The 1129-nt window shown below is 69.1% G+C and carries 1 protein-coding gene; it reads left to right on the forward strand.

Annotated features, from left to right (window positions below; genetic code table 11):
• Window positions 1-123: 123 nt before the first annotated feature.
• Window positions 124-1129 (forward strand): IS481 family transposase (locus ACFP2E_RS08080; RefSeq protein ID WP_378523645.1); only part of this gene is annotated, 1006 nt, incomplete at its 3' end.

A 1129-nucleotide genomic window follows, 5' to 3' on the forward strand; every position in this document is an offset into this window, starting at 1 on the left:
TGTGATGCCCAGGCACGTTGGTCGAGAACCTGCGACGACACGATGTGACCTGTAGATGGGCGAAGGCCTCCCGGTGTGGAGTGGAGCTGTCTAGGAACCGCTCCGCCACCGAAGGAGGCCTTCGTGTCCCACGCTACCCACTCCAACGCCGCTCTGACGCCCCGTGCCCGACTCAGGCTGGCCCGCCTCGTCGTGGACCACGGCTGGTCCCCGGCGCGCGCGGCCGAGCGCTACGACGTGTCGTGGAAGACCGCGAAGAAGTGGGCCGACCGCTACCGCACCGAGGGTCCGGGCGGGATGGCCGATCGGTCCTCGGCCCCACACCGGCAGCCGAACCGGACCCCGACGCCGGTGGTGCGCAGGATTGTGCACCTGCGGTGGAAGCACCGGCTGGGGCCGGTCGCGATCGCCGACCGGCTCGGGATGCAGGCCTCGACCGTGCACGCCGTGCTGGTCAGGTGCCGGCTGAACCGGCTCTCCCACATCGACCGGGCCACCGGTGAGCCGATCCGCCGCTACGAGCACCAGCGCCCCGGGGACCTGCTCCATGTCGACGTCAAGAAGCTAGGCCGGGTCCCCGACGGCGGCGGCTGGCGCTACGTCGGCCGACAACAGGGCGAGAAGAACCGCGCCGCGACCGCGGCCCGCACCGGCGCACCCAAGAGCAAGCACAACCAACCGCTGGTGGGCACCTGTTACCTGCACACCGTCATCGACGACCACTCCCGAGTCGCCTACGTCGAGGCCCACGATGACGAGACCAAGGAGACCGCGACCGAGGTGCTGCGCAACGCAGTCGCCTGGTTCGCCGAGCGTGGCGTCACCGTCCAACGGGTGCTCACCGACAACGGCGGCTGCTATCGCTCCTACCTGTGGCTCGAGACCTGCGCCGAGCTCGGCGTCACCCCGAAACGCACCAGGCCCTACCGACCGCAGACCAACGGCAAGATCGAACGCTTCCACCGCACCCTGGTCGAGGGCTGGGCCTTCAAGAAGTTCTACAACTCCGAGGCAGCCAGGCTCGCGGCCCTGCCAGCATGGATCCACGAGTACAACCACCACCGGCCCCACTCGGCCATCGGGAAGCGCTCACCCATCGCCAGGTTGGACAACCTGGCTGGGCATCACA

Origin of the sequence: Nocardioides sp. GCM10027114, assembly GCF_042659625.1 — a bacterium.
Classification (GTDB): Bacteria; Actinomycetota; Actinomycetes; order Propionibacteriales; family Nocardioidaceae; genus Nocardioides.